Here is a 19,187-nt window from a genome sequence, read left to right as displayed (position 1 = left end):
CCGGATCCGTCCGGCGGTGCGGGCGTCGTCGTTCCCGGGCCGGGCCCGGGGGAGTCGCCCGTTCGCGCCGATCGGTGCCGAGCTCAGATCTCGGCGAGCCGCTGCAGCGCCGGCAGGGCGCCCGTGAGGGCGCGACGCTGATCCGCATCCAGTCGGTCGAGCAGGTCGGCCAGGATGCCCGCGCGCTCGCTGCGCGCCCGCTGCACGGTCGAACTGCCGTGCTCGGTGATCTCGACGATGACCGAGCGGCCGTCGCGGATATCCGGTCGGCGCTGCACGAGCTGGCGCGACTCGAGCTCGGTGACCGTGCGGGTCATCGACGGCGCCGACACCTGCTCGCGGCCGGCGAGCTCGCCGAGGCGCAGCGGCCCGTCGCGCACCAGCGTCGCCATCGCCGAGAGATGGGCGTGGTTGAGGGACCCGCCGGCGCGCTGCATGCGCCGATTGACCCGGCCGACCGCGAGGGCGAGCGCGTGCGCGACCTCGATGTCGTCGCCGACCGGAAATCCCGTTGTGATCGTGCTCATCGCTCTCCCCTGAGCTGTTCCGCCGACGCCCGCGGCCCCCGCTGCGGCGTCCTGGTCCGACCCTAGGCGCTGTGTGGCGAATCCGTGTCAGGTCGAGGCAGCGCCGCGCGACTGCTAGGCTCGTCGCCGGTTTCGACATCCTTTAAATTCCGTCCAGAGAGGCGGGGAAGGAGGTCAGGATGGCTGTGCGCCTCGTGCTGCAGCAGGCTGACATTCAGCGGGCGCTGACCCGCATCTCGCACGAGATCCTCGAGAGCAATCGAGGCTCCGACGATCTCGTCCTCCTCGGCATCCCCACGCGGGGTGTCATGCTCGCCGAGCGCATCGCCGGCATCATCGGCTCGCTCGAGCAGCGAGACATCCCCGTCGGCGCGCTCGACGTGACGATGTACCGCGACGATCTCGACCGGCACCCGACGCGCACGCCGCGGCCGACGCGCATCCCCGAGTCGGGCATCGACGGCCGCACGGTCGTGCTGGTCGACGACGTGCTCTACTCGGGCCGCACGATCCGCGCCGCGCTCGACGCGATCGGCGACCTCGGGCGTCCGCGCGCCGTGCGCCTCGCCGTGCTGGTCGACCGCGGGCACCGCGAGCTGCCGATCCGCGCCGACTTCGTGGGCAAGAACCTGCCGAGCGCCGCCGCCGAGCGCGTCAACGTGCGCCTGACCGAGATCGACGGCGACGACGCGGTCGCGATCGAGGGCGGTGCGGCTGTCGGCGACGAGGCCGCGAACGGGGGAGCGCGATGAGGCACCTGCTCTCCACCCGCGACCTCGACCGCACGACGGCGGTGCGCATCCTCGACCTCGCCGAGGACATGGCGGATGTCGCGCAGCGCGCCGTGCCGAAGCTGCCGGCCCTGCGCGGCAAGACCGTCGCGAACCTGTTCTTCGAGGACTCGACCCGCACCCGGCTCTCCTTCGAGGCCGCGGCGAAGCGGCTCAGCGCCGAGGTCATCACCTTCAGCGCGAAGGGCTCGAGCGTCTCGAAGGGCGAGAGCCTCAAGGACACGGCGCAGACGATCGCGGCGATGGGCATGGATGCGGTGGTGCTGCGGCACTCGGCGTCCGGCGCCGCGGCGACGCTCGCCGGCAGCGGCTGGATCGACGCCGCCGTCGTCAACGCGGGAGACGGCACCCACGAGCACCCGACGCAGGGTCTGCTCGACGCCTACTCGATCCGCAAGCGCCTGCACGGCGCGGCCTCGCGCGGCCGCGACCTCGACGGCGTCGAAGTCACGATCGTCGGCGACATCGTGCACTCGCGCGTCGCCCGCTCGAACGTCTGGCTGCTGACGACGCTCGGCGCCGAGGTCGCGCTCGTCGCCCCGGCGACGCTGCTGCCGGGCGCGATCGACTCCTGGCCGGTGACCGCGAGCCACGACCTGGATGCCGCGATCGCGGCCAAGCCGGACGCGCTGATGATGCTGCGCGTGCAGGCCGAGCGCATGACGAGCGGCTTCTTCCCCAACGAGCGCGAGTACGCGCGCGAGTGGGGTCTCTCGGCGGAGCGCTTCGCCCGTCTCGACGCGGATACGATGGTGCTGCATCCCGGCCCCATGAACCGCGGCCTCGAGATCAGCTCGGCCGCGGCCGACTCGGCCCGCTCGGTCGTGCTCGACCAGGTCACGAACGGGGTGTCGATACGGATGGCGGTGCTCTACCTGGTGCTCTCGGGAAACGACGGGACGGACGCATGACGCATCTCCTCATCACCTCTGCCACGCTGCTCGACGGATCGCGCGCCGATCTGCGCGTGCGCGACGGCGTGATCGTCGAGTCGGGCTCCGGCCTCGCCGCCGACGGCGCCCGCGTGATCGACGCCGACGGGCTGCAGGCGCTGCCGGGTCTCGTCGACCTGCACACCCACCTGCGCGAGCCGGGCTTCGAGCAGAGCGAGACCGTGCTCACCGGAACCCGCGCGGCCGCCGCCGGCGGCTTCACGGTCGTGCACGCCATGGCCAACACGCTGCCCGTGCAGGACACGGCCGGCGTCGTCGAGCAGGTCGCCTCGCTCGGCGCCCAGCACGGCTACGCCACGGTGCGCCCGGTCGGCGCCGTCACGGTCGGCCTCGCGGGGGAGCGCCTCAGCGAGATCGGCGCGATGGCCGGCTCGCGAGCCGCCGTGCGCGTGTTCAGCGACGACGGCAAGTGCGTCTCCGACGCGTTGCTGCTGCGCCGCGCGCTCGAGTACGTGAAGACCTTCGACGGCGTCGTCGCGCAGCACGCGCAGGAGCCCCGGCTCACCGAGGGCGCCCAGATGAACGAGGGCGCGCTGAGCAGCGAGCTCGGCCTGGCCGGCTGGCCCGCCGTCGCCGAGGAGTCGATCATCGCCCGCGACGTGCTGCTCGCCCAGCACGTGGGCGCGCGCCTGCACATCTGCCACGTCTCCACGGCCGGCAGCGTCGACATCGTGCGCTGGGCGAAGGCCCGCGGCATCGACGTGACCGCCGAGGTCACGCCGCACCACCTGCTGCTCACCGAGCAGCTGGCATCCACCTACGACCCGCGCTACAAGGTCAATCCGCCGCTGCGCCGCGAAGAGGATGTGCTCGCCCTGCGCGCCGCCCTCGCCGACGGCACGATCGACATCGTCGCGACCGACCACGCGCCGCATCCGGCCGAAGCCAAGGAGTGCGCCTGGCCGGAGGCCGCGGTCGGCATGGTCGGCCTCGAGTCGGCTCTCGCCGTCGTGCAGGAGTCGATGGTCGAGACCGGTCTGCTCGACTGGGCCGGCGTCGCCCGGGTGCTCTCGACGACGCCCGCGCAGATCGGCCGCGTGGCCGGCTACGGCGCGCCCCTGGCGGTCGGCAGTCCGGCGAACATCACGCTGGTGGATGCGGCCGCGCGCGGCGACTTCGACCTCGCCCGTCTGCACGGCAAGAGCGTCAACTCCCCGTTCCTGGGCCGCTCGCTGCCGGGCCGCGTGGTCGCCGTCGTGCACGACGGCCGCCCGACCGTGCTCGACGGCGCGCTGCTGCCGGCCGAGGAGGTGGCGCCCGCGTGACCCGCGAGCTCATCTGGGCGATCGTGCTCGTCGGCTTCGTCGTCGTGATCGTGCTCGGCATCCTCGCCTGGCGCCGTCGTGCCCGCGGTCAGGCCGGCCTCGACAGCGTGGAGGCGGTTCCCGCCGACCTCGGCGCCGAGCTGCTGAGCGACGACCTGCTCTACGTCGCGACGACCCGCGCCGGCGACCCTTACGACCGCATCCACGTCGCCGGCCTCGGCTTCCGCGCCCGCGGCACGGTGACGGTCCACGCGCGCGGCGTGCTGCTCGAGCTCGCCGGATCGCCGGCCCGCTGGATCGCCGCCGAGGCGCTGCGCGGCGCCGGCCGCGCCACCTGGACGATCGACCGCGTCGTCGAGCGCGACGGCCTCGTGCTGCTCGGCTGGACGCTCGCCGGCGACGACGTCGACACCTACCTGCGCAGCGAGGAGCCCGCCGCTCTGCTCGCCGCGCTGCATGAAATCGCGCCGGCCCTCGCCGACGCTCCGACCCCCGCCGACACGGCGACCGCGGCGCAGCCCGCCGACGCCGTGTCCGCCCCCGCCCCGAAGGAGTCCGCATGACCTCCGCCGACCCCGCCGTCCTCGTCCTCGAAGACGGCACCCGCTACACCGGCCGCGCCTACGGCGCCCGAGGCCGCACCCTGGGCGAGGCCGTCTTCACGACCGGCATGACCGGCTACCAGGAGACGCTGACCGACCCCAGCTACGCCGGCCAGATCGTGGTGCAGACCGCGCCGCACATCGGCAACACCGGCGTCAACGACGAAGACCCCGAGTCGCGACGCATCTGGGTCGCCGGCTACGTCGTGCGCGACCCCAGTCGCGTGGTCTCGAACTTCCGCGCCACGCGCAGCCTCGACGACGACCTCGTCAAGGACGGCATCGTCGGCATCTCGGGCATCGACACCCGCGCGCTGACCCGCCGCATCCGCGAGGTCGGCGCCCTGCGCGCCGGCGTGTTCTCGGGGGAGGACGCGAAGCTCGACCCCGAGGAGCAGCTCGCCGCCGTGCGCGCCGGCCGCGACATGCGCGGCCTCAACCTCTCCGGCGAGGTCTCGGTCAGCGAGACCCAGGTCACCCCGGCCGTCGTCGCCGAGGGGGAGACGAGCCTCGGCGCCCTCGCCGTGCTCGACCTCGGTGTCAAGCAGGCCACGGTCAACCGCCTCTCCGAGCGCGGCTTCGACGTGCACGTCATGCCGCAGTCGTCGACGCTCGCCGAGGTGCTCGCGATCGAGCCGGTCGCGGTCTTCTACTCGAACGGCCCCGGAGACCCGGAGGCCTCGGGCGCCCACGTCGAGCTGCTGCAGGGCGTGCTGCGCGAGGGGCTGCCGTTCTTCGGCATCTGCTTCGGCAACCAGCTGCTCGGCCGCGCGCTCGGCTTCGGCACCTACAAGCTGCCCTTCGGCCACCGCGGCATCAACCAGCCCGTGCTCGACAAGGCCACCGGCCGGGTCGAGATCACGGCGCAGAACCACGGCTTCGCGGTGGATGCGCCGGTCGAGGGCGTGCACGACAGCCCGGCCGGCTTCGGCCGCGTCGAGGTCAGCCACGTCGGCCTCAACGACCAGGTCGTCGAGGGCCTCCGCGCGCTCGACATCCCCGCGTTCTCGGTGCAGTACCACCCGGAGGCGGCGGCGGGCCCGCACGACTCCGACTACCTCTTCGATCGTTTCCGCGAGCTCGTGCTCGCCCACCAGGCCAGCCAGGGAGCCCAGCAGTAATGCCCAAGCGCGACGACATCAACAGCGTCCTCGTCATCGGGTCCGGCCCGATCGTCATCGGCCAGGCCGCCGAGTTCGACTACTCCGGCACCCAGGCGTGCCGCGTGCTGCGCGCCGAGGGGGTGCGCGTCATCCTCGTCAACCCGAATCCGGCGACGATCATGACCGACCCCGACTTCGCCGACGCGACCTACATCGAGCCGATCACGACCGAGGCGCTCGAGGCGATCATCGTCAAGGAGAAGCCCGACGCGGTTCTCCCGACGCTCGGCGGGCAGACCGCCCTCAATGCGGCCATCGCGCTCGACGCGGAGGGCATCCTCGCCAAGCACGGCGTCGAGCTCATCGGCGCCAAGGTGAATGCGATCCAGCGCGGCGAGGACCGCCAGCTCTTCAAGGAGCTCGTTCTCGAGTCGGGCGCCGACGTGGCCCGCAGCCACATCGTGCACACGGTCGACGAGGCCATCGCCGGCGCCGCCGACCTCGGCTACCCGCTGGTCGTGCGCCCCTCCTTCACGATGGGCGGCCTCGGCTCCGGCTTCGCCTACGACGAGCCCGAGCTCATCCGCATGGTCACCGACGGCCTGCACCAGTCGCCGACCACCGAGGTGCTCCTCGAGGAGTCGATCCTCGGCTGGAAGGAGTACGAGCTCGAGCTCATGCGCGACACGCACGACAACACCGTCGTGGTCTGCTCGATCGAGAACGTCGACCCGGTCGGCGTGCACACGGGCGACTCGATCACCGTCGCGCCGGCGCTCACGCTGACCGACCGCGAGTACCAGAAGCTGCGCGACATCGGCATCGACATCATCCGCCGGGTGGGCGTCGACACCGGCGGCTGCAACATCCAGTTCGCGATCGACCCGACCAACGGCCGCATCATCGTGATCGAGATGAACCCGCGCGTCTCGCGCTCGAGCGCGCTCGCGTCGAAGGCCACCGGCTTCCCGATCGCGAAGATCGCCGCGAAGCTCGCTCTCGGCTACCGCCTCGACGAGATCCCGAACGACATCACCCAGGTCACGCCGGCGAGCTTCGAGCCCACGCTCGACTACATCGTCGTCAAGGTGCCGCGCTTCGCCTTCGAGAAGTTCCCCTCGGCGGATGCGACGCTCACCACGACGATGAAGAGCGTCGGCGAGGCGATGGCCATCGGTCGCAACTACTCGACCGCGCTGCAGAAGGCGCTCCGCTCGCTCGAGAAGCGCGGATCGAGCTTCCACTGGCAGGGCGAGCCCGGCTCGAAGTCGGCGCTGCTCGAGAAGGCGAAGACCCCGACCGACGGCCGCATCGTCACGGTGCAGCAGGCCTTCCGTGCCGGCGCGACGATCGAGGAGGTGTTCGACGCCACCGCGATCGACCCGTGGTTCCTCGACCAGATCGTTCTCATCAACGAGGTCGCCGACCGCATCGCGGGCCTCGGCAAGCTCGACGCCGACCTGTTCGTGCTCGCCAAGGACCACGGCTTCAGCGATGCCCAGATCGCCGAGCTGCGCGGTCTCACCGAGCAGGAGGTGCGCAACCTGCGCTGGCAGCTCGGCGTGCGCCCCGTCTACAAGACGGTCGACACCTGCGCCGGCGAGTTCCCGGCCCTGACGCCGTACCACTACTCGAGCTACGACCTCGAGACCGAGATCGCGCCGAGCGACCGCCGCAAGGTCGTCATCCTCGGCTCGGGCCCGAACCGCATCGGCCAGGGCGTCGAGTTCGACTACAGCTGCGTGCACGCGAGCTTCGCGCTCAGCGACGCCGGCTTCGAGACGATCATGATCAACTGCAACCCCGAGACGGTGTCGACCGACTACGACACCAGCGACCGGCTCTACTTCGAGCCGCTCACCCTCGAGGACGTGCTGGAGGTCATCCACGCGGAGTCGCTGTCGGGCGAGCTCGTCGGCGTCGTCGTGCAGCTCGGCGGCCAGACCGCGCTCGGCCTCGCGAAGGGCCTCGAGGCGGCCGGCGTGCCGATCCTCGGCACCACGCCCGCCGCGATCGACCTGGCCGAGGAGCGCGGCGAGTTCTCGCGCATCCTCGACGAGGCCGGGCTGCTCGCGCCGCGCAACGGCACCGCGACCGACGCCCCGAGCGCCGTGCGCGTCGCCGAGGAGATCGGCTACCCGGTGCTCGTGCGCCCCAGCTTCGTGCTCGGCGGCCGCGGCATGGAGATCGTCTACTCGACGCCCGACCTCGAGGACTACTTCGACCGCGTGCGCGACCAGGCCATCATCGGCCCCGGCTCGCCGCTGCTCGTCGACCGCTTCCTCGACGACGCGATCGAGATCGACGTCGACGCGCTGTTCGACGGCGAGAGCCTCTACATCGGCGGCATCATGGAGCACCTCGAGGAGGCCGGCGTGCACTCCGGCGACTCGGCCTGCACCCTGCCCCCGGTCACGCTCGGCCGCGACGTGCAGCAGCGCGTCATCGAGGCGACGCGCAAGATCGCCGAGGGCATCGGCGTGCGCGGTCTGCTCAACGTGCAGTTCGCGATCGGCGCCGGGGTGCTCTACGTGCTCGAGGCCAACCCGCGGGCCTCGCGCACGGTGCCCTTCGTCTCGAAGGCGCTCGGCATCCCGCTCGCCAAGGCCGCGTCGCTGATCATGGTCGGCCGCACGATCGGCCAGCTGGTCGACTCGGGTCTGCTGCCCGCGCACGACGGCTCGCAGGTGCCGCTGGATGCGCCGGTCGCCGTCAAGGAGGCCGTGCTGCCGTTCAAGCGCTTCCGCACGGTCGAGGGCCACGTCGTCGATTCGGTGCTGGGGCCGGAGATGCGCTCCACCGGCGAGGTCATGGGCATCGACCGCGACTTCCCGCGCGCCTTCGCGAAGAGCCAGGACGCCTCCTACGGCGGCCTGCCCGAGCAGGGCACCGTGTTCGTCTCGGTGGCCGACCGCGACAAGCGCGCCGTCGTGCTGCCGATCCTGCGCCTGCACCAGCTCGGCTTCGAGATCCTCGCGACCGACGGCACCGCCGAGGTGCTGGCGCGCAACGGCATCCCCGCGACGACCGTGCGCAAGTGGTTCCAGGGTCAGGAGATCGTCGAGGGCGAGCCCTCGGTGGTCGAGCTGATCAACGCCGGCAAGGTCGACCTGATCATCAACACCCCGAGCGGCCGCAGCGCGCGCGCCGACGGCTACGAGATCCGCACCGCCTCGGTCGCGAACGACAAGCCGCTCTTCACCTCGATCGCCCAGCTCGCCGCCGCGGTGGCGACCTTCGACGAGGCCCACCTGCCGATCGAGGTGCGCAGCCTGCAGGACTACGCGCTCGACCGCGCCCGCGGAGCGGAGGTCGCCGCCGGTGCCTGAGGCTCTCGCTGAGCGGGGTCGCTTCGGCGACCGGCTCGCCGCGGCGATCGCGGCGCGCACCGGGCTGTGCTTCGGCATCGACCCGCATCCGGCCCTGCTCGCCGGCTGGGACCTGGCGGACGACGCCGACGGCGTGCGCGACTTCGGTCTGCGCGCCGTCGAGGGCGCCGCCGGCCGGGTCGGCATCGTCAAGCCGCAGGTGGCGCTCTTCGAGCGGCACGGCGCGGCGGGGCTCACGGCTCTCGCCGAGGTGCTCGCCGCGGCGCGGGCGGCCGAGCTGATCGTGATCGCCGACACGAAGCGCGGCGACATCGGCTCGACCATGGACGGCTACTCGGCCGCCTGGGTGGATGCCGACGCGCCCTTCGCGTCGGACGCGGTCACCCTGAGCCCGTACCTCGGCTTCGGCTCGCTCGCCGGCGCGATCGGGCGGGCGGGGGAGGCGGGAGCGGGCGTGTTCGTGCTCGCCGCGACCAGCAACCCCGAGGCGCGGGATGCGCAGACCGCCACGGTCCGCGCGGGTCAGCACCGCGGCCGCACGGTCGCCGCCGCGAACGTCGCCGAGGCTGCCGCCCTGGCGCGGGGCGCAGTGGAGCGCGGCTCGCTCGGCGACGTCGGCGTCGTCATCGGCGCCACCGTCCGACTGCTCGACTACGGCATCGCGCCCGCCGACCTGGCCGGGGTGCCCGTCCTCGCCCCCGGCTTCGGCGCGCAGGGCGCCCGGCTCGGCGACGTGCGCTCGATCTTCGGCGCCGCCGCCCCGCAGGTGCTCGCCTCCTCGTCGCGCGAGCTGCTGGCCGGTCCGCTCGCCGAGCTCGGCGAGCGTCTCGACGCCGCGACCCGGGAGCTGGGCCGATGAGCGAGACCGAGGGCGCCGCACCGCGCGGCAGCTCGACCAATCCGCCCGACGTCGACCGCGTGGCCGCCGCCCGCGCCGCCGTCGCGGCGCGCCGTGCGCGCGCCGTCGTGAAGCGCGATGTCGCCGAGCGCCGACGCAGCCCGCTCGCCGTCGCCGAGACCGCCTGGGCGAGCGACGACGCGCGCATCCCCGAGGCGAGCCTGCGCGTGCGCGAGCTGCTCACCAGCATCCCGAGCGTCGGTCCGCTGCGCGCCGACCGTGCGATGGCCGAGCTCGGCATCGCCGCGTCGAAGCGCGTCGGCGGACTCGGTGTGCGCCAGCGCACCAAGCTGCGCACCTGGCTGCAGGAGCGCGGGCTCGCCCAGCGCACCGGCCGTCTCGTCGTGCTCGCCGGACCGACCGCGGTCGGCAAGGGCACCGTGTCGCGCCACATCCGCGAGCAGTACCCGGATGTGCTGCTCAGCGTCTCGGCGACGACCCGCGCCCCGCGCCCCGGCGAGGTCGAGGGCGAGCACTACTACTTCGTCAGCGACGCCGACTTCGACCGGATGATCGGCGAGGACGAGTTCCTCGAGTGGGCGACGGTGCACAACGCCTCGCGCTACGGCACCCCGCGCGGACCGATCGACGCCGCCCTCGCTACGGGACGCAGCGTGCTGCTCGAGATCGACCTGCAGGGCGCCCGCGCCGTGAAGCGCTCGATGCCCGAGGCGCTGCTGGTCTTCCTCTCTCCGCCCACCTGGGAGGAGCTCGTGCGGCGCCTCATCGGCCGCGGCACCGAGAGCTCGGAGGAGCAGGCACGTCGGCTCGAGACCGCCAAGGTCGAGCTCGCGGCGGTCGGCGAGTTCGACGTCGAGGTCGTCAACGACGAGGTCGGCCGTGCGGCCGCCGAGGTCGTGGCGCAGCTCGACGTCGGCGCGGTCTAGTCTCGAGGTCGAGGATCCCTCTCGAATCCCGCTGATCGAACGGAGGCGCCGTGACCGACGGAATCGGCTACGGCTACGCAGAGCAGCCGGGGTTCCGAGCTGGCCCGCCGCCGTTCGATCCGGCGCAGCAGGCCTACCCGGTGCATCCCACCCGTCAGCCGGTCGCCGGCACCGTGCCCCTGTGGGCCGATGCCACCGCGGTCATCTCCCGGTACCCCGCCTCTCCGACCCCGACACCCGCGTTCAGCGCCGATCGCGGGCAGTGGTGGTCGTGGTTCCGCGGCGGCGGGCGATACGGCTTCGAGTACTCGCTGGCGGCCGTCGCGCCCCGGGCCATCGACCCGACCGGCTCGTACTGGACGTACATGGCGATCGCCCACCAGAGCCCGGCGCTGCTGTTCGCGGGCGCGAGCGAGGCCCGCGCCAAGCAGGAGCGGATGCGCTCCGAGGCCGAGGCGCAGCGCCCGTACTTCGGTGACGGGCCCGCCTCGTTCATCGGCGTGTCGATGGCCGGCATCCACCTTCCCACCGTGCCGCTCATCCGCTGGGCCGATCTGGCGCTCGTCGTGCGCACCAACGTGCGGGCACTGCGCAGCCGGGCGAAGAACTCACCGCTGCTGCCGGATCCCGGTGTCGGAGGACTGTCGGGGGATGGCGAGCTCGTGCTGCTGTTCCGCAACGGTCCGGCGGTGCGCGCCAGTGTCGACCCGCGCTACGACAGCGTGGTGCTGCCGTGCACGACCGCGATGGGGCAGCAGTGGGGCGCCGTCGTGGCGCAGCTCGACCCGGCGCTGCGCCCCGAGCAGGCGCTCGAGCTCATCTTCCTCGTCGAGCTGCTCGGGGCCCCGCAGGGGGTGCGCTTCGGCGACACCGGCGGGCCGGACGACGAGGTCGCCGCGTTCCGGCTGCTCGATCAGATGCGCGCCGCGAGCTGAGCGGGCCCGGCGTCAGCTAGAATCGAGAGTCTTTTCCTCCGAACCGTCAGGAGCGCACCATGGCCGACAAGAACTCCGGCATCATCGACCCGCCGATCGACGAGCTGCTCTCGAAGGTGGAGTCGAAGTACCAGCTCGTCATCTTCGCCTCGAAGCGCGCGCGCCAGATCAACGACTACTACGCCGACCTGCACGAGGGCTCGCTCTTCGACAACGTCGGCCCGCTCGTCGACTCGACGATCGACGACAAGCCGCTCTCGGTCGCCATGCGCGAGATCAACGAAGACAAGCTGGTGCTCGCCGCCGACCCGAACGCCGAGGCCGAGTAAGCGTCTGACGACGCCCTCGACCGCGGAGCCAGCGTGAACATCGTCGTCGGCGTGACCGGCGGCATCGCGGCCTACAAGGCCGTCGCCGTCGTGCGCGCTCTCGTGCTCGCCGGTCATGACGTGCACGTCGTGCCGACGGATGCCGCGCTGCGCTTCGTCGGCCTCCCCACGTGGGAGGCCATCAGCCGCAACCCGGTGACGACGTCGGTCTTCGACGACGTCAGCGAGGTGCGCCACGTCGCCCTCGGCCAGCGCGCCGACGCGATCGTGATCGCCCCGGCGACCGCCGCCTCGCTCGCGAAGCTCGCTGCCGGTCTCTCCGACGACCTGCTCGGCACGACCGTGCTCGCCTCCCGCGCGCCGCTCGTGATCGCTCCGGCGATGCACACCGAGATGTGGCAGAACCCGGCGACCGTCGCGAACGTGGCGCTGCTGCGCGAGCGCGGCGCGGTGTTCGTCGGCCCCGCCGACGGGCAGCTCACCGGCGCCGACAGCGGACCGGGCCGGCTCAGCGAGCCGGAGGAGATCGTCGACGCGGTGCTCGCCGTGCTGCCGGGGAAGTCCGCCTCGCCCGCCGCCGCCGGTGCCACCGCGGGCTCGGCAGCATCCGCGATCCCGCAGGACCTCGCCGGGCGCCGCGTGCTCGTCACCGCCGGTGGCACCCGCGAGCCGATCGACCCCGTGCGCTTCGTCGGCAACCGCTCCTCGGGCCGGCAGGGCGTCGCGCTCGCCCTCGCCGCCGCCGCCCGCGGCGCCGAGGTGACCCTGCTCGCCGCGAACCTCGACATCGCCGCCCCGACGGGCGTGCGCGTCGTCGCCGTCAGCACCGCCGCCGAGCTGCGCGAGGCCGCCCTCGCCGCGACCGACGAGGCGGATGTCGTGATCATGGCCGCCGCCGTCGCCGACTACCGTCCCGTCGAGATCGCCACCGCGAAGATCAAGAAGGACGACCAGGGCGACGAGCTCGCCCTGCGGCTCGTGCGCAACCCCGACATCCTGCGTGAGCTCACCGGCGTGCGGCGCCCGGGTCAGACGATCGTCGGCTTCGCCGCCGAGACCGAGCCCGACCGCGACGCGCAGCTCGCCCTCGGCCGCGCCAAGGCGGCCCGCAAGGGCGTCGACCTGCTCGTGCTCAACCGCGTCGGCTGGCACGAGGGATTCCAGGCCGAGACGAACGAGATCATCGTCATCGACGCGGCCGGAGAGATCCGCGCCGAAGCAACGGGGAGTAAAGCGTCGGTCGCCGACCGTATCCTCGATCTCGTCACCGAGACCGCCGCCGACGCGGCCCGCACCACCTGAGCGGTGACGTCGCATCCCGCGCTCGCGCTGCCCCGCGCAGACGAGCGCCTGATCGCGACGCCACCCCCACGATCCCCGGAGCGCCCATGAGCACCCCCCTGCGCCTGTTCACCTCGGAATCGGTCACCGAGGGCCACCCCGACAAGATCTGCGACCAGATCAGCGACTCGATCCTCGACGCCCTGCTCGAGGTCGACCCCGGCGCCCGCGTCGCCGTCGAGACGCTCGTCACGACCGGCCTGGTGCACGTCGCCGGCGAGGTCTCGACGACCGGCTACGTCGACATCCCCGGCATCGTGCGCAAGCGCATCACCGACATCGGCTACACCTCGTCGGACGTCTGGTTCGACGGCCGCTCCTGCGGCGTCACCGTCTCGATCGGCGGGCAGTCGCCCGACATCGCCCAGGGCGTCGACTCCGCCTACGAGGCGCGCGAGCAGTCGAGCATCGACGAGCTCGACCGCCAGGGCGCCGGCGACCAGGGCATCATGTTCGGCTTCGCCACCACCGAGACGCCGAGCCTCATGCCGCTGCCGATCTGGCTGGCGCACCGCCTCAGCGAGCGCCTCGCCCGCGTTCGCCACGACGGCGTCGTCGACTGGCTGCGCCCCGACGGCAAGACCCAGGTCACGGTCGGCTACGAGGGCACCGTGCCGCGCACGATCGACACGGTCGTGCTCTCGACCCAGCACGCCCCGTCGATCGCGCTCGACGACCTGCGCGCCGCCGTGCGCGAGATCGTCATCGACCCGGTGCTCGCCGAGGTCGACCTCGACTCCACCGCCCACAAGGTGCTCGTGAACCCCACCGGCAAGTTCGAGATCGGCGGCCCGCAGGGCGACGCCGGCCTCACCGGCCGCAAGATCATCGTCGACACTTACGGCGGCGCGGCCCGTCACGGCGGCGGCGCCTTCAGCGGCAAGGACCCGTCGAAGGTCGACCGCTCGGCCGCCTACGCCATGCGCTGGGTCGCGAAGAACGCGGTCGCCGCGGGGCTCGCCGACCGGCTCGAGGTGCAGGTCGCCTACGCGATCGGCGCGGCCGCCCCGGTCGGCCTCTACGTCGAGACCTTCGGCACGGCGCACCTGCCCGAGGAGCGCATCGCGAGCGCGATCCGCGAGGTCTTCGACCTGCGCCCGGCCGCGATCATCCGCGACCTCGACCTGCTGCGCCCGATCTACGCCCAGACGGCGACCTACGGCCACTTCGGCCGCGAGCTGCCCGACTTCACCTGGGAGCGCCTCGACCGCGTGGATGCGCTCCGCGAGTCCGCCGGACTCTGAGCGTGCCCGGGGCCGCTGACGCGAGCCCGGGCACGGACGACCTGCCCGGGGCGTCGAGCGCGCCCGCCGGCCTGTTCCCGGCCGCGAACGTCGGCGCCCCGATCATCGCCCGGGTGCTGCTCGACTCGCCGCTGCCGCAGCTCGACCGGCTGCTCGAGTACCGCATCCCGGCTCAGCTGACGGATGCGGTCGCGCCCGGCGTGCGGGTGCGCGCGCCGCTGCGCACCGTGGGACGCACGGTCGATGCGCTGGTCGTCGAGCTGACCGACCAGCAGGAGTTCCCGGGGCCGCTGAGCGACCTCGAGGAGGTGGTCTCGCCGGTTCCGCTGCTGCGGCCGGAGGTATGGGCGCTCGCGCGCGGCGTGTCGACCCGCGCGGCCGGCTCCGCATCCGACGTGCTGCGGCTCGCGGTGCCGAAGAGGCAGGCCCGGGTCGAGAAGGCGTGGCTCGAGCGCGAGCCCGAGGAGGTCGAGCGGCTGCGGGCCGTTGCGCGCGAGGTGACCGCGCCGGCGGGCATCACCCAGCACGCTCCCGACACCCTCGACGCGGTCGTGCGCGAGGGGCGTCGCGCCGCGCTGCAGGCGCTCACCGGCGTCACGAAGACCCCGGCGGGCGACTGGGTCGGGCGCTGGGCCGTGACCCTCGCCGAGACCGCCCGACTCTCGCTCGCGGGTGGCGGCACCGCGATCCTCGCCCTGCCCGACTACCGCGACATCGAGCAGCTGCTCGCCGCGCTCACCGCGCTCGTGCCCGAGGAGGTGATCGTGCGCTGGGATGCGGCCGGCACGCCCTCCCAGCGATACCGCGCGCTGCTGCGGGCGATCGACGGCCCGTGCATCGTCGTCGGAACCCGTTCGGCCGTCTACGCGCCCGCCGAGAAGCTCGGACTGGTCGCGCTCTGGGACGACGGCGACCCGCTGCACCGCGAGCCGCACGCGCCCTACGTGCACACGCGGGATGCGGCGCTGCTGCGCCAGCAGCAGCAGGGCGGTGCGCTGCTCTTCGCGGGGCACGTGCGCAGCACCGAGGTGCAGCGCCTGGTCGAGCTCGACTACCTCGAAGCCGTCGCTCCCGCGCGCATCCCTCGCCCCTCGGTTCTGCCGAGCGCCAACCTGACCGCGCGTGACGAGCTCGCCGAGCGGGCGCGCATCCCGTCGAGCGCCTGGCGGACCGCCCGCGAGGCGCTGCGCAAGGGCCCGGTGCTGTTCCAGGTCGCCCGGCCCGGCTTCGCCCCGGGCCTCGCCTGCGCCGACTGCGGCAGCGCGGCCCGCTGCCGGCAGTGCAGCGGCCCCCTGCAGCAGCGCGGACGCGGCGGCGTCGTCAGCTGCCTCTGGTGCGGCGTGCCCGACTCGCAGTGGCAGTGCGCGCAGTGCGACGGCGTGAAGCTGCGCCCGCGGGGGAGCGGCTCGGTGCGCACCGCCGAAGACCTGGGACGCGCCTTCCCGGGCGAGCGCGTGATCGTGGCCGACGGCGAGCACCCGGTGCAGCACGTCGACGACAAGCCCGCGCTCGTCATCGCCACACGCGGCGCCGAGCCGATCGCCGCGGGCGGCTACCGCGCCGTCGTGCTGCTCGACGGCGAGCGCATGGTCGCCCGCGAGAGCCTGCACGTCGGCGAGGACTGCCTGCGCTGGTGGGCGGATGCGACGGCCCTCGCGGCCGACGACGCCCCGACCGTCCTGGTCGGCGTCGGCGGAGCGCTCGCCTCAGCTCTGAGCACCTGGCGCCTCGCCGACTACGCGCGCGACGAGCTCGCCGACCGGCGCCCGCTGCGCTTCCCGCCGGCGGTGCGCACGGCGACCCTGCTGGGACCGTCGGATGTGGTGACCGCGGCGCTCGACCGCATCCAGCGTCCGGGGCTCGACGTGCTCGGGCCGCTGCCGCAGCCCGAGGGGCTCGTGAGGGCGATCGTGCGCCTCGACTACGGGATCGCCGCGGAGGTCGCGGGCGAGCTGCGCGCCGAGATGATCCGGCTGTCGTCGACCCGGCGCAGCGCCCGCCCCGATCAGCGCAAGCGCGGGCGCCAGCCGGTGCCGCTGCGCGTGATCTTCGACGATCCGGCGCCCTTCGACGAGTAGGTCCGCGCCGACGTCTCCGGCGTCTCCGGCGCCTCCGCCGCCCCGGCGTCCCGTCGTCCCGCAGACGTCGTCCTGCCCTGGGGCCGTGCGGAATCCCGGGTGGCCAGAGAGTGCACGCGACACGCCGTGGGGGCGTGTATTTCGTGGCCACCCGCGCGAGTGGAGTGTTCTGGGTGGCCAGAGAGTGCACGCGACACGCCGTGGGGGCGTGCACTTCGTGGCCACCCTCGGGAGGGTCGCGAGAGATCCCGGGTGGTCAGGCCATCGCGCTGGACGCCGCGTCCTGCGTGGGAGGATCGGCGGGATGTCTTCGCTCCGTCTGATCTTCGCGGGCTCACCCGCCGCCGCCGTGCCGAGCCTGCGGCACCTGCTCGCCTCGCCGCACGAGGTCGCCGCCGTCGTGACCCGCCCCGACACGCCGCAGGGGCGTAAGCGCGTGCTCACCCCGACGCCGGTCGCCGAGGTCGCGGAGGAGGCCGGCGTCCCGGTGGTTCGCGCCGCGCGGCTCGCGCCGGTCACCGAGGAGCTGATCGCGCTCGAGGCCGACCTCGGCGTTGTCGTCGCGTACGGCGGGCTCATCCGCGAGCCGCTGCTCTCGGCCCCGCGCCTCGGCTGGATCAACCTGCACTTCTCGCTGCTGCCCGCCTGGCGCGGCGCCGCCCCGGTGCAGCACGCCCTCATCGCCGGTGACGAGACGACGGGCGCGAGCGTGTTCCGTCTCGTCGAGGAGCTGGATGCGGGTCCGCTGCTCGCGATGCAGTCGTCGCCGGTCGGCCGGCACACGACGGCGGGCGAGCTGCTGACCCGGCTCGCCGACTCCGGCGCCGAGCTGCTGAGCGACACCGTGGATGCGCTGGCAGCCGGCACGGCGACCCTCACCGAGCAGACGGGCGAGCCGAGCTTCGCCCCCAAGCTGACCCTCGACGACGGACGACTCGACTGGACCCGTCCGGGTGCCGAGCTCGTGGCCCGCCTGCGCGGCGTGACGCCCGAGCCGGGTGCCTGGACGACCCTCGACGGCGAGCGCTTCAAGGTGCTCGCCGGCGCCCTCGCGCACGACGTCGCCCCGCTCGCGCCGGGCGCAGTCGACCTCCGTGCCGGGCAGGTCGTGGTCGGCACCGCCGACACGCCGCTCGAGCTGAGCGAGGTGCAGCCCGCCGGCAAGAAGGGCATGCGCGCCGCCGACTGGTGGCGCGGACGCCAGGGTGCGACGGTGCTCTCGTGAGCGGCGAGGGTCGTCGCCCGGGTGCCCCGGGCGGCTCGGGACGCGGTCGGGACGACCGCCGCGGCGGCGCCGGAGACCGCGGTCGCCGTTCGCCTCGCGAGAGCGCCGACGACCGCGAGGCCCGCTACCAGCGCGAGGAGCGTCGCGAGCGCGCCGACCGCGATCGCCGCCGCGCCGAGCGCGCGTCCGAGCCGCCGCGCCCGCCGCGTCCGCGCGTGACCGTGCCGCGGCAGGTGGCCTTCGACGTCATCCGGGCCGTCACCGCCGACGACGCCTACGCGAATCTGCTGCTGCCGAGCCGCATCGCCGAGGCCGGCCTCACCGGGCGGGACGCGGGCTTCGCGACCGAGCTCGCCTACGGCACCCTGCGTCGCCTGGGCTACTACGACCGGGTGATCGAGCTGGCCGCGGGCCGCGAGACCGACCGCATCGACCCGCCTGTGCTCGACGTGCTGCGCCTCGGCGCGCACCAGCTGCTCGGCATGGACCTCGCGGCGCACGCCGCCGTCGACGAGTCGGTCGAGCTGACCCGGGCCGCCGGCGCGAAGAACGCCTCCGGCTTCGTCAACGGCGTGCTGCGCACGATCTCCCGCGACGACGCCGCGACCTGGCTGCGCCGCGCCACCGCGCACGTCGACGGGGATGCCCGCCTCGCGGTCGAGCACGCGCATCCCGAGTGGGTCGTCACCGCGCTGCGTGCCGCGCTGGCCGCCGCCGGCCGCGAGGAGGAGCTCGCCAAGCTGCTCGCCGCCGACAACGTGCCGCCGCGGGTGAATCTCGTCGCGCTGCCGGGACTCGCCGAGCCGGACGACATCACGGGCGGCGAAACCGGCCCCTCCGACATCGCGCCGTCCGCCGAGATCGACGGCGTCTCGCCCCTCGGTCTCGTGGCCGCCTCCGGCGACCCCGCCGCGATCCCCGCCGTCGCCGACGGCCGCGCCCGCGTGCAGGACCAGGGCTCCCAGCTCGCCGCGCTCGCTCTGAGCCGCAGCCGTCCGGTCGAACCGGGGGAGCGCTGGCTCGACCTCTGCGCCGGCCCCGGCGGCAAGGCCGCCCTGCTCGCGGCCGAGGCGGCGCGCACCGGAGCGACCCTGCTCGCGAACGAGCTGATCCCCGCCCGCGCGGGACTCGTGCGCCGCGCGCTCGACGTGCTGCCCGAGCCGCCCGAGGTGCTCGAGGGCGACGGACGCCGCTTCGGAGCCGGACCCGCCGGATCGATCACCGGCCCCGATCAGTTCGACCGCATCCTGCTCGACGCGCCGTGCACCGGTCTCGGAGCTCTGCGTCGCCGCCCCGAGGCGCGCTGGCGCAAGCACCCCGACGACGTCGCCGAGCTGGCCGCGCTGCAGGGCGAGCTGCTGGATGCCGCCGTCGAGGCCCTGCGGCCCGGCGGCCTGATCGCCTACGTCACCTGCTCGCCGCACCTCGCCGAGACGCGCGAGGTCGTTGACGGTGCGCTCACGCGTCATCCGGGTCTGCGCGCGGTCGACACCCCGGCCGCGCTCGCCCCGATCGCGACCCGCGACCTCGCGCTGACCCCCGAGGGCGACGCGGCCGACACGGCCGCGCAGCTCTGGCCGCACCGGCACGGGACGGATGCGATGTTCATCCAGCTGCTGACGCGGACCGACGCGGAATGAGACCGCTCTGCGCCGACCGCGTGATCTCGGAGATGCCCCT

The 19,187-nt window shown here is 73.6% G+C and carries 16 protein-coding genes; 15 read left to right on the top strand and 1 reads right to left on the bottom strand.

Translation table 11 applies throughout. The annotated features are described in order from the left end of the window. Window positions 1–83 precede the first annotated feature (83 nt). Complete coding sequence (locus BJ979_RS13560; protein WP_179568655.1) at window positions 84–527, bottom strand: MarR family winged helix-turn-helix transcriptional regulator; 444 nt, start codon at window positions 525–527, stop codon at window positions 84–86. A 179-nt stretch (window positions 528–706) separates the two neighbouring features. Here BJ979_RS13560 and pyrR point away from each other — a divergent pair, with 179 nt between their 5' ends. The 15 genes from pyrR (at window position 707) to BJ979_RS13485 (ending at window position 19,147) form a co-directional block, all read left to right on the top strand. Beyond that, window positions 707–1,279: a bifunctional pyr operon transcriptional regulator/uracil phosphoribosyltransferase PyrR gene (gene pyrR, locus BJ979_RS13555; RefSeq protein WP_179568653.1), complete on the top strand. Its 573-nt coding sequence runs from the start codon at window positions 707–709 to the stop codon at window positions 1,277–1,279. Further along, a complete protein-coding gene (locus tag BJ979_RS13550) occupies window positions 1,276–2,229 on the top strand; it encodes an aspartate carbamoyltransferase catalytic subunit (RefSeq protein ID WP_179568651.1) in 954 nt (317 codons plus the stop codon). The genes pyrR and BJ979_RS13550 overlap by 4 nt, the downstream gene beginning before the upstream one ends. After that, window positions 2,226–3,536: a dihydroorotase gene (locus BJ979_RS13545; protein ID WP_179568649.1), complete on the top strand. Its 1,311-nt coding sequence runs from the start codon at window positions 2,226–2,228 to the stop codon at window positions 3,534–3,536. The genes BJ979_RS13550 and BJ979_RS13545 overlap by 4 nt, the downstream gene beginning before the upstream one ends. Beyond that, window positions 3,533–4,099 (top strand): PH-like domain-containing protein, encoded by a 567-nt coding sequence (locus BJ979_RS13540; protein WP_179568647.1) that lies wholly within the window; start codon window positions 3,533–3,535, stop codon window positions 4,097–4,099. The genes BJ979_RS13545 and BJ979_RS13540 overlap by 4 nt, the downstream gene beginning before the upstream one ends. Further along, window positions 4,096–5,259 (top strand): glutamine-hydrolyzing carbamoyl-phosphate synthase small subunit, encoded by a 1,164-nt coding sequence (gene carA / locus BJ979_RS13535; RefSeq protein WP_179568645.1) that lies wholly within the window; start codon window positions 4,096–4,098, stop codon window positions 5,257–5,259. The genes BJ979_RS13540 and carA overlap by 4 nt, the downstream gene beginning before the upstream one ends. After that, window positions 5,259–8,570, top strand: a complete 3,312-nt coding sequence (carB, locus tag BJ979_RS13530) for a carbamoyl-phosphate synthase large subunit (RefSeq protein ID WP_179568643.1) — start codon at window positions 5,259–5,261, stop codon at window positions 8,568–8,570. The genes carA and carB overlap by 1 nt, the downstream gene beginning before the upstream one ends. Next, entirely contained in the window at window positions 8,563–9,429 is an 867-nt protein-coding gene (gene pyrF, locus BJ979_RS13525) for an orotidine-5'-phosphate decarboxylase (protein ID WP_179568641.1), read from the top strand. Before carB ends, pyrF begins: the two co-directional genes overlap by 8 nt. Continuing rightward, window positions 9,426–10,355 (top strand): guanylate kinase, encoded by a 930-nt coding sequence (gene gmk / locus BJ979_RS13520; protein WP_179568640.1) that lies wholly within the window; start codon window positions 9,426–9,428, stop codon window positions 10,353–10,355. Before pyrF ends, gmk begins: the two co-directional genes overlap by 4 nt. A gap of 50 nt (window positions 10,356–10,405) precedes the next feature. Further along, entirely contained in the window at window positions 10,406–11,290 is an 885-nt protein-coding gene (locus BJ979_RS13515; protein ID WP_179568639.1) for a hypothetical protein, read from the top strand. Window positions 11,291–11,349: 59 nt separating this feature from the next. Beyond that, window positions 11,350–11,619: a DNA-directed RNA polymerase subunit omega gene (gene rpoZ / locus BJ979_RS13510; protein ID WP_141163677.1), complete on the top strand. Its 270-nt coding sequence runs from the start codon at window positions 11,350–11,352 to the stop codon at window positions 11,617–11,619. A gap of 33 nt (window positions 11,620–11,652) precedes the next feature. Next, window positions 11,653–12,921: a bifunctional phosphopantothenoylcysteine decarboxylase/phosphopantothenate--cysteine ligase CoaBC gene (coaBC, locus tag BJ979_RS13505; RefSeq protein WP_179568638.1), complete on the top strand. Its 1,269-nt coding sequence runs from the start codon at window positions 11,653–11,655 to the stop codon at window positions 12,919–12,921. 86 nt (window positions 12,922–13,007) lie between these two features. Continuing rightward, window positions 13,008–14,204, top strand: a complete 1,197-nt coding sequence (gene metK, locus BJ979_RS13500; protein ID WP_179568637.1) for a methionine adenosyltransferase — start codon at window positions 13,008–13,010, stop codon at window positions 14,202–14,204. A gap of 2 nt (window positions 14,205–14,206) precedes the next feature. After that, complete coding sequence (locus tag BJ979_RS13495) at window positions 14,207–16,282, top strand: primosomal protein N' family DNA-binding protein (protein ID WP_343046702.1); 2,076 nt, start codon at window positions 14,207–14,209, stop codon at window positions 16,280–16,282. 304 nt (window positions 16,283–16,586) lie between these two features. Beyond that, window positions 16,587–17,507, top strand: a complete 921-nt coding sequence (fmt, locus tag BJ979_RS13490; RefSeq protein WP_179568636.1) for a methionyl-tRNA formyltransferase — start codon at window positions 16,587–16,589, stop codon at window positions 17,505–17,507. After that, window positions 17,504–19,147 carry an RsmB/NOP family class I SAM-dependent RNA methyltransferase gene (locus tag BJ979_RS13485; RefSeq protein WP_179568634.1) on the top strand — a complete coding sequence of 548 codons (1,644 nt, stop codon included), beginning with the start codon at window positions 17,504–17,506 and terminating at the stop codon, window positions 19,145–19,147. Before fmt ends, BJ979_RS13485 begins: the two co-directional genes overlap by 4 nt. Window positions 19,148–19,187: the final 40 nt, after the last annotated feature.

The organism is Schumannella luteola (assembly GCF_013408685.1).
Classification (GTDB): Bacteria; Actinomycetota; Actinomycetes; order Actinomycetales; family Microbacteriaceae; genus Schumannella; species Schumannella luteola.
This window is presented reverse-complemented; position numbering and strand designations above follow the sequence as displayed.

What these genes read in the sequence shown, in the direction of transcription:
- BJ979_RS13560 (WP_179568655.1), bottom strand. Translation starts at nt 527, where the DNA reads ATGAGCACGATCACAACGGGATTTCCGGTCGGCGACGACATCGAGGTC.
- pyrR (WP_179568653.1), top strand. Translation starts at nt 707, where the DNA reads ATGGCTGTGCGCCTCGTGCTGCAGCAGGCTGACATTCAGCGGGCGCTG.
- BJ979_RS13550 (WP_179568651.1), top strand. Translation starts at nt 1,276, where the DNA reads ATGAGGCACCTGCTCTCCACCCGCGACCTCGACCGCACGACGGCGGTG.
- BJ979_RS13545 (WP_179568649.1), top strand. Translation starts at nt 2,226, where the DNA reads ATGACGCATCTCCTCATCACCTCTGCCACGCTGCTCGACGGATCGCGC.
- carA (WP_179568645.1), top strand. Translation starts at nt 4,096, where the DNA reads ATGACCTCCGCCGACCCCGCCGTCCTCGTCCTCGAAGACGGCACCCGC.
- carB (WP_179568643.1), top strand. Translation starts at nt 5,259, where the DNA reads ATGCCCAAGCGCGACGACATCAACAGCGTCCTCGTCATCGGGTCCGGC.
- gmk (WP_179568640.1), top strand. Translation starts at nt 9,426, where the DNA reads ATGAGCGAGACCGAGGGCGCCGCACCGCGCGGCAGCTCGACCAATCCG.
- rpoZ (WP_141163677.1), top strand. Translation starts at nt 11,350, where the DNA reads ATGGCCGACAAGAACTCCGGCATCATCGACCCGCCGATCGACGAGCTG.
- metK (WP_179568637.1), top strand. Translation starts at nt 13,008, where the DNA reads ATGAGCACCCCCCTGCGCCTGTTCACCTCGGAATCGGTCACCGAGGGC.
- fmt (WP_179568636.1), top strand. Translation starts at nt 16,587, where the DNA reads ATGTCTTCGCTCCGTCTGATCTTCGCGGGCTCACCCGCCGCCGCCGTG.